At 28.1% G+C, this 8,309-nt stretch carries 6 protein-coding genes and 1 tRNA gene; 5 read left to right on the forward strand and 2 right to left on the reverse strand.

Going from position 1 to position 8,309, the window contains the following annotated elements; all coding sequences use genetic code 4:
- The coding region (locus T386_RS0103545) for a hypothetical protein (RefSeq protein WP_029513762.1) at nt 1-339 on the reverse strand (339 nt) is incomplete at its 3' end.
- Nucleotides 340-758: 419 nt separating this feature from the next.
- Between T386_RS0103545 and T386_RS0103550 the strand changes: the two genes are divergently transcribed.
- The 5 genes from T386_RS0103550 (at nt 759) to T386_RS0103570 (ending at nt 6,148) form a co-directional block, all read left to right on the forward strand.
- Entirely contained in the window at nt 759-2,756 is a 1,998-nt protein-coding gene (locus T386_RS0103550; RefSeq protein WP_029513763.1) for a GGDEF domain-containing protein, read from the forward strand.
- A complete protein-coding gene (gene rplI, locus T386_RS0103555) occupies nt 2,737-3,192 on the forward strand; it encodes a 50S ribosomal protein L9 (RefSeq protein WP_029513764.1) in 456 nt (151 codons plus the stop codon). The genes T386_RS0103550 and rplI overlap by 20 nt, the downstream gene beginning before the upstream one ends.
- Nucleotides 3,182-4,651: a replicative DNA helicase gene (gene dnaB, locus T386_RS0103560; RefSeq protein ID WP_029513765.1), complete on the forward strand. Its 1,470-nt coding sequence runs from the start codon at nt 3,182-3,184 to the stop codon at nt 4,649-4,651. The genes rplI and dnaB overlap by 11 nt, the downstream gene beginning before the upstream one ends.
- A complete protein-coding gene (locus T386_RS0103565) occupies nt 4,651-5,946 on the forward strand; it encodes a hemolysin family protein (protein ID WP_036460059.1) in 1,296 nt (431 codons plus the stop codon). Before dnaB ends, T386_RS0103565 begins: the two co-directional genes overlap by 1 nt.
- A 128-nt stretch (nt 5,947-6,074) precedes the next feature.
- Nucleotides 6,075-6,148: transfer RNA gene (locus T386_RS0103570), tRNA-Gly, on the forward strand.
- Nucleotides 6,149-6,341: 193 nt separating this feature from the next.
- Here T386_RS0103570 and T386_RS0103575 read toward each other — a convergent pair.
- Nucleotides 6,342-8,309 (reverse strand): lipoprotein 17-related variable surface protein (locus tag T386_RS0103575; protein WP_029513767.1); only part of this gene is annotated, 1,968 nt, incomplete at its 5' end.

Raw genomic sequence — 8,309 nt, forward strand, 5'->3', positions numbered from 1 at the left:
ACCACATGTTTTGCATTTTTGCTGGCAATGTTTTCCTAAATAGGTTGAGTTAATTTGTGCTCTTTTAAGAGCTGTTTTAACACTTCTATTAGAAAATTCAACACCATCAGCAACTTTATTTAATGTTTCACCATTACAAAATTTAATCAAAATTCTTTTGAATTTTCTAGCAGAAATATTATTTGCATTTGTAGAAATATTACATTTTTCAAGAATGCTTTCTCAGTCTCTTTCCAAAATAGCATAATGCACATGTTTAGTAATATACTTTTTTCTTTTTAAGTTGAGTTTCTTAAATCCTATACAAAAATCAATTTTAGATATCTTATGCACATTCATATATAATTTATTCACCTTTCTGTTTTTTGATACTTAAATTTTATATAAAAAGGTAGTAAAAATGCATCTAGATTTTTATCTAGGTGCATTTTACTTTTGGAATGAATACAATATTTTATTAAGTAAAACATTTCTATTAATTTTTTTCATAACAAAATTAAAATTATAAATTTTCTGTTTTATGTATTTTCTTTGACATAATTAGAAAAATTTTAATTTGTTTATTTTTCCTAATTAGGCTGTTTTAAAGCATTTTTTATAAAAAAATAAACGATTTTATAAAAAAATAAAATCAAAAAAAGATAATAAAGTTTTTTGACTACAATGTATTTTGATAGACAAAAATAAAAAGTAGTTTTAAATTTACTATATTAATCTACATATAAATAAAGTATTAATTTTAATATATAATTAGATTTATGAATTTATCTAAAAAATTTAGTATAGACATAAAAAAAATTATTTACATTGCTATATTGTTAGCAGCCTGTTTAGTTTTCGCTTCATGCATAGCAGTCTTAATAGTTTTTAAAGAACAATATGATAAAGTATGAGCTTGATGTGTATTGGGTGTCTCAATAAGTGTTTTTATAATCGGTGTAGTAGGCATTGTTGTTGCTAAAAAATATTGACCTCAAAATGCTATTATTAAAAGATCATTTAATTATTTTATTGATGAAATAATTAGTCATAATTCATTTGGCTTAATAATTTATGATAACAATTATAAAATACTATGAACAAGCATTTTTATTAAAAATCGCTTTGGTAGAAAATGAGTTGGAACATCATTAATTGATTTTTTCAAAACATTTAATGTTAATTTTGATATTTCTCAATCATCAGTTCATTTTAAGAATGAGCTTTCAAGATACGAAGCAAATATTTGGCCTTTAAAAAATTGTGTAAGTATAAAAGATGAAACTTTTGAAAAGAAAATGATTGAAGTATATTCAGACCAGTTGCCTGTTATTGGTGAGGTTGAAATTGATAACTATCAATTGTTTCAATCAATTCTTTCTGAAGAAGAATTGTATAAAGTAAATCGCGAATTTATGTCCATTTTAGATGAGCTTGTTGTAAATTACAATTTAGCATATCGTCAATATACTAATGGAAAATTTTTAGTTTTTACGAATAAAATTTCAATTAAGAAAATGTCAGAAATTAATTTTAGTTTTTTTTCAAAAATACACTCAGCACTAAGAAGTTCAAAAATTAACAATCTTTTAATATCTATTTCTGCTGGTTTTGCTCTAGGTTTTGAGAATTTATGAGAAAAAACAGAACAAGCAAAAGCCGCTCTTTTGCAAGCACAAAGTAGAGGGGGTGATCAAGTAGCAATTTTCTCAAACACTTCTAGACCAAAGTATTTTGGTTCATCAAGTGAAATTCTTTACGATGTAAGCCGCACAAAAATCAAGGCTATTGCAAATGTTATTGAGGGCAAATTATCTGATCCCAAAATTAAAAAGGTTATTTGCTATGGACATGCTAATGCTGATCTTGATGCTATTGGTTCTGCTCTTGGTATTTGAACTCTTGCTAAACAATTTGGCAAAGAGTCATATATTTGTTCAATAACACAAGATGCCACAACAAAAAAAGCAATTGAAAAATTAGAACTTGATGAAAATATTTTTATTAAACCACAAGCAGCTAACAAAATTACTGATGATGAAACACTTGTTTTCCTACTTGATAATTCAGATATAAATAGAACTGACAACCCTGATTGTATTACTAATGCCAAAGTTAACAATATTTTCATTCTAGATCATCACAGGCTTGGAATAAGTGTTGATTTTTGTCCAAAAGTAAATAGATATATTGATTCAGCTGCTTCAAGTACTTCTGAAATAGTTGTTGAAATCATGATGTTTGTACAAAAGAGAATTAGTGTGCAACCATTTGTGTCGCAAATGCTTCTAAATGGTATTTATTTAGATACATTACAATTTACAAAACATATAAATGCAAGAACATTTATAGCAGCGGGTTGACTGGAAGAAAGAGGTGCTGATTCATCAAAAAGTAGTGAAGTACTTAAAATTGATGAAGATACATGAGAAGAAATTAATGAACTTCTTAAAAATATACAAGAAGTTAAACCAGGATATTTCTTAGCATATAAAGATATACCATTATCAAATGATGTTATTTCAATTGCATCAGAAGAGATTTTAAAAATTAGTGGTCGTAAAGCTGCATTTGTAGTAGCTAAGTTAAAAAATACAAAAATGTATAAGTTAAGTGCTCGTGGGCTTAATGTTAATGTCCAATTAATAGCAGAAAATGTAGGAGGGGGAGGTCACTATGGAACTGCCGCAGCGGTTTCAAGCGAAGATTTTTCTACATTTATTGATAATATAAAACAAGCGATTGTGAGTGAAAAAAATGAAAGTTATACTTATTAAAGACTGTAAAGACGGCAAAGCCAATACTATTATTGAAGTATCTGATGGCTATGGTTCAAATTTTTTAGTTAATAAAGGTTTTGCAGTGCCTTATAATGAAAAAACTAAAAAACAACTTGAAAAAAGATTAAGTGATTTAACAGCTAATGAAATGGAAGTACGTCAAGAAGCGCTTAATACCAAAGCACAACTTGAAAAAGAAGTAATTAAGTATGAAAGAGTTGCAAATATTGATGCTAATGGTAATTTAAATGTGCATGGTGCTGTATCAACTAAAGATATAATGAAGTCCTTAGCACAATTGGGTTATAAATTAGATAAATATGCTATTCAAAAAGTACATTTAGTTGGTGATGGCGAGCATATTATTGATGTAGTCTTATATAAAGACATAATTGCTAAATTGAAAGTGGAGTTAAAAATTAATGTCAACTAACGAAGAATATATACATAGTCCAATGACGCTCAGCAAATTTTCTAATCCAGAATTAGAAGTTAGTTTGTTAGGTTTAGTTTATATTAGGAACCAAACATCAGTGCAAATTATTCCTTATTTAACTAAGGAAGATTTTACTGTACGCGAAAATGCTTTATTTTTTGAACTATTACAAGAATTATTTGCTAATAATATTTCAATTAATCGCGACCAATTATTATTGCATGCTTCAAAAGATAAAAAATATAAATTTATTAATTATGAATATCTAACTCATATTCAAGCAGGCGCTGGTTTGAGTGCTAATATTATTCAATATTTACAAGAAATTGAAAGATTGACTAAATTAAGAATTATTGAACTAAAACTTCAAAAAGTACAAAATAAATTAAGCACTGATATCAGTGTTGATGATAAAGTAGTTATCAAAGAGCTACAAGATTTGCTTTTAAACATGGACAAAAGCAAAACTAATCAAGACTTTTTAACTGTGGAAGAAGTTTCTAAAGAAGTTGTTGATGATTTGTCTAAAAGAAGGTTGAACAAACAACAAACAATCAGCGGTGTGCCAACTGGCTACAATGAGCTTGATAATTTAACACAAGGGTTTCAACCAGGTGAAATGATTGTGTTAGCCGCTAGACCAGGTATGGGTAAAACTGCCTTTGCTCTTAATGTTGCAAATTATGCTTCATCAAATACTAAAGGCAATAAAAAAGTTGTCTTCTTCACCTTAGAAATGCCTTCAAAACAATTAGTTACTCGTTTGTTTGGTATTAATACAGGTATTGACTTACATAAGTTTAAAGAACCAAGTTTAATGAGCGATGATGAATTCAATAAAGTTCAAGTTAATCAAAGAAATACAATGACTAATTTGAACTTATTAATAGATGAATCTGCTAAAACTGACTTACCAACATTATTATGAAAGTGCAGACGTTTATCTAGAACAAGAGGACTTGATTTAATTATTATCGATTATTTACAATTACTTAGTCTTGAATCAGGTAAACCAGCCAGAGACAGACAAAATGAAGTTGCCACTATTAGTAGGAATCTTAAAACACTTGCATTGGAACTTAAAGTACCTGTTATAGCGCTTAGTCAGCTTAGCCGTGAAGTTGAAAAAAGAGAAGACAAAAGACCTATTCTATCCGACTTGCGTGAATCAGGAAATATAGAACAAGATGCTGATATTGTAATTTTTCTATATAGAAAAAATTACTATAACAAAAATAAAAATAAACTCAAAGAAAGTGAATTATCAGATCAAGAAAAACAATTACTTGAACAAGGTTATTTCGGTGATATCACTAACTTATTAATAGCAAAACACAGAAATGGTACACAAGCAGATATCAACTTATTATTTAGATTAAATTGTGGAAAGTTTGAGAATTTATTTTTTCCATATGATGAGATAAATGATTCTGATAGCGAAGGAGATGATGAATAATGCCCACGCATCTGAAAATTTTAACAATAATCGGAATGGCAATTTTAATTACATTAAGTGCTATTTTTAGCGCTAGTGAAACAGCTTATACAACTTTAAATCCTGGAAAAATTGAAGCTATGATTTCTAACAAAGAATTTGGTGCTAAACTAATTAAAAAGCAACACAAATTCTTTAATCAAATCTTGAGCACTATATTGATATGTAATAATATAGTCAATGTCGCACTTTCAGCTATTATGTCATATTTACTTAGTATTTGGTGATTAGCAGACTTGCCAGATGCTAATAAATACAATGTTATTATTTCCACAGCTGTTATTACGCCTATTATCGTGCTTTTTGGTGAAATTTTGCCTAAATTACTTGCTAAAAAGTATCCTGTAGGTATTGCTAAGTCATTTTGTTATTTATTACAAGCTTTATACTTTATTTTTTGACTTTTTACTTACCCAGTAAGCAGAATCGGCAAAAACATTTATATAACTAATACCGAAGATGATGTTAAAGGTTTAATAGATATAGCACAAAATGAAGGGGTGCTCGAAACTAATGAAAGTAGAATGGCTCAAAATGCTCTGGATTTAGATAGCACAAAAGTTTCGCGTCATTATATTAGAATTAAAGACGTTGCAATGATTAATTATAATGACAGTATTAGCGATGCTATTGAAATTTTTAAGGACACAAATTATAGTCGTTTGCCAGTTAAAAAGGGTGATGATTTAATTGGCATTTTACATCTTAAAGATATATTCTTTTTACAAAAAGGGAAAGTTATTAATTATTTAAAACCCGTTCCATCAGTTTCAATGAACACTAATTTATCACTAGCCCTTGAAAAAATGCGTGCTCAAAAATCGCAATTAGCTTTTGTTACTCATAATAATAATTCTACTGAGGTTATCGGTATTATTACTATGGAAGATATTCTCGAAGAAATCATTGGTGAAATTTATGATGAATTCGATGAAGAAGAATGAGAAGACTTTCTCGAAATTAGTCTTGAATTATTTCACGCTTCTGGCAAGATTAAAGTTAAAGAAGCAATCAAACGGTTAGAAATTGATGTTGATGATATAACAGACGAAGAACTTGAAATGACCCTTTATCAATTTATTAAACACAAAGTTGGTTATGAACCTAGAAAAAATACTAAATTTGATTTTCACGATATCCACTTCAGGGTTTTAGCAGTTAATAACAGAAAAAACAGTGATGCCAAAATTGAGATCGAACTAGGCAATAAAATAGAGAATCATAATGATACAGAGCAAAGCCCAATTATTGAATAATTAACCTATAAAACAAGGCTATTCAGCCAATTCAATAATCTCTCAAAATTGTAAAATTATGCATTATTAATTTACAAAAAACTAATTTTGTTTAAAAACTTTTTTAAGTATAATAATAATGCATTTTTGCAAATGTAGTTCAATGGTAGAACTCCAGCCTTCCAAGCTGGTCATGCGGGTTCGATTCCCGTCATTTGCTCCATTTGCTTAATGTAATAAGCGCTAATTAAAGTTAAGGGAACTTAACTTTTTTATTTTCCTAAGCCAAATTTTGCATACTTTGTATATAGGGGCGCATGAATTCACATTAAATCTAAGCATTCAAAAAACAGACACAAAATTAAATTATAAATTTGTGTCTGTTTTATGTATTATGGATATTTTGATTTAGTTCATTATCTCTTTTTAAAGCCTGAAATAGTGAATTCTTTGTATGTTGAACTACGCACTGGTGACGCAGTATTAGAGTAATGATCAATAAAATATAATATAGCTTTAAAGGTGATAGTGCCTTCGGTAGCATTAGGTCTAATATCGTAAATTTTAAGAATGCCATTAAGCATATATTTTCTACCTATTTTCGTTTGATCATTAAAGCGCAAAAATATTTCTGGTGATGTGAAAACTTCATCAGCATAAAAATCCTTTGCATCGAAAGATTTAAAAATTCCCTTTTTCATAAAAGCTAAATCTTTTGCTTCTATGGATTCTAAATACTTATTAACTTCAGAGACAGATGTTTTTTTATCAAAAACATTAATTAAAAAGTCTTTAGTTTTGCTTAAAATAGGTTCATTACTGGTACCAACAAATGATGGCGGAATGTCTAATTGATACTTTAATTGAACGGTTATTATTGTTGAACCATTAAAGTCATTACTATTTTTTTTACCTAATACATTGATACTAATATCATTAAACATATATGCATATGGTGATTTAGGATTTATATTTATTGATGGATCGGATACCGAAGGAAGTGTATCAGTCTTATTTAGTATTAAATCATTAGGTGTTAGTTTATCAAGCAAATTGTTTAATTTTTCTTCTGTATATTCAATATATTTTGCGAATTTAAAGTATTTTAGTTCGATTGATGCTTCTTCTGATTCAATTGAAGGAACAGCTCAATTTAATAATTTATATCTTACAGTAATAGATTCATCGGTTGGATTTTTATCAATACCTGTTATTAGCAATTTTGCTTTTTGACTAGGGAATGATTTCGTAGCAGAAATATCAGATAAATCAATATCATTGAAGGTTTTTTTATAAGAATTAACAATAGTAAAATCTTGTTGTGATAATTGTTTGCTTAATGCATTTAGAGCAGGAGCTGTCATTGAATTTACTCTAAACCCATCAATAGTCATTTCGATAGATTCACTGCGATTTTGGTTATTCTGATTTTCTAATCATATCTTTATTTTTAATTTACCTGTTGTATCATCTGCTTCAAGTATTTTCCCATTTATAACCACGACTCGTAAATAATTATATAAATAATCTAAATAATTCAATATCTTATGATCAAGTCTGATGTCACTAAATTTAACTTCACTTGGCAACTTTTCTTTTGATAATGATAATGATTCTTTGTTTATATTTTCGTGTAAAAGTGTTGTTAAATATTCCTTACTATATAGTTTATGAAAACCTTTTAATGTGATACGTTTAATAGTGCTGTAATAAATTGTTGGATCATGATAACCTCAATAATTATCGCTATATTTAATTCTTACGTCAACAGTTACTTCACCTGTTAAATGGCTACCCTCAGGATTAAATTTAACAACCTGCAATTCTTTATTATTACTGTTATAGCATCAGTCTAAATTACTATTAATCTTAATTTCATTTATATCAATTTTAGTAAGATCACGATTACGACTGTTTTGCATAATGAAGTTGCTAAAACAGTTTTCATTAAGTGTTTCAACTAGATCATCGATATATTTTTGAATATATTTTTGATTGTAGCCTTCTCTTTCAAAAATCTCGTTGCTAGATTCAAATTTAGTAAAACCAGATAAGGTAAATGTTCTTGATTTTTTTGACAATATTGGAGCTTCTTTGAAAATTTTATTAGCAAGCCGAAGTTGAACACTAACAGTTCCATTATATTGGTTGGCAATAGCAGCTAAATTCCCGTTATCATCACTAACTACTTCTAATGACAGTCCATAGTATGGACTTTGCGAGTTAGATTGGACAGTAGATTTAAATCTAATTGTCTTCAAAAATCCTTTCACAAATTCATCAGGTGTTGCAAATTTTGCGTCTCAATCTATGTCATCATAGTTAAGATTTTCTAATAGTTCATCTAAAATTTCAGGTGTAGTTTCTTTGGTTTTGACAAAACC

Origin of the sequence: Mycoplasmopsis primatum ATCC 25948 (assembly GCF_000702785.1) — a bacterium.
In the GTDB taxonomy this organism is placed as follows: Bacteria; Bacillota_I; Bacilli_A; order Mycoplasmatales; family Metamycoplasmataceae; genus Mycoplasmopsis; species Mycoplasmopsis primatum.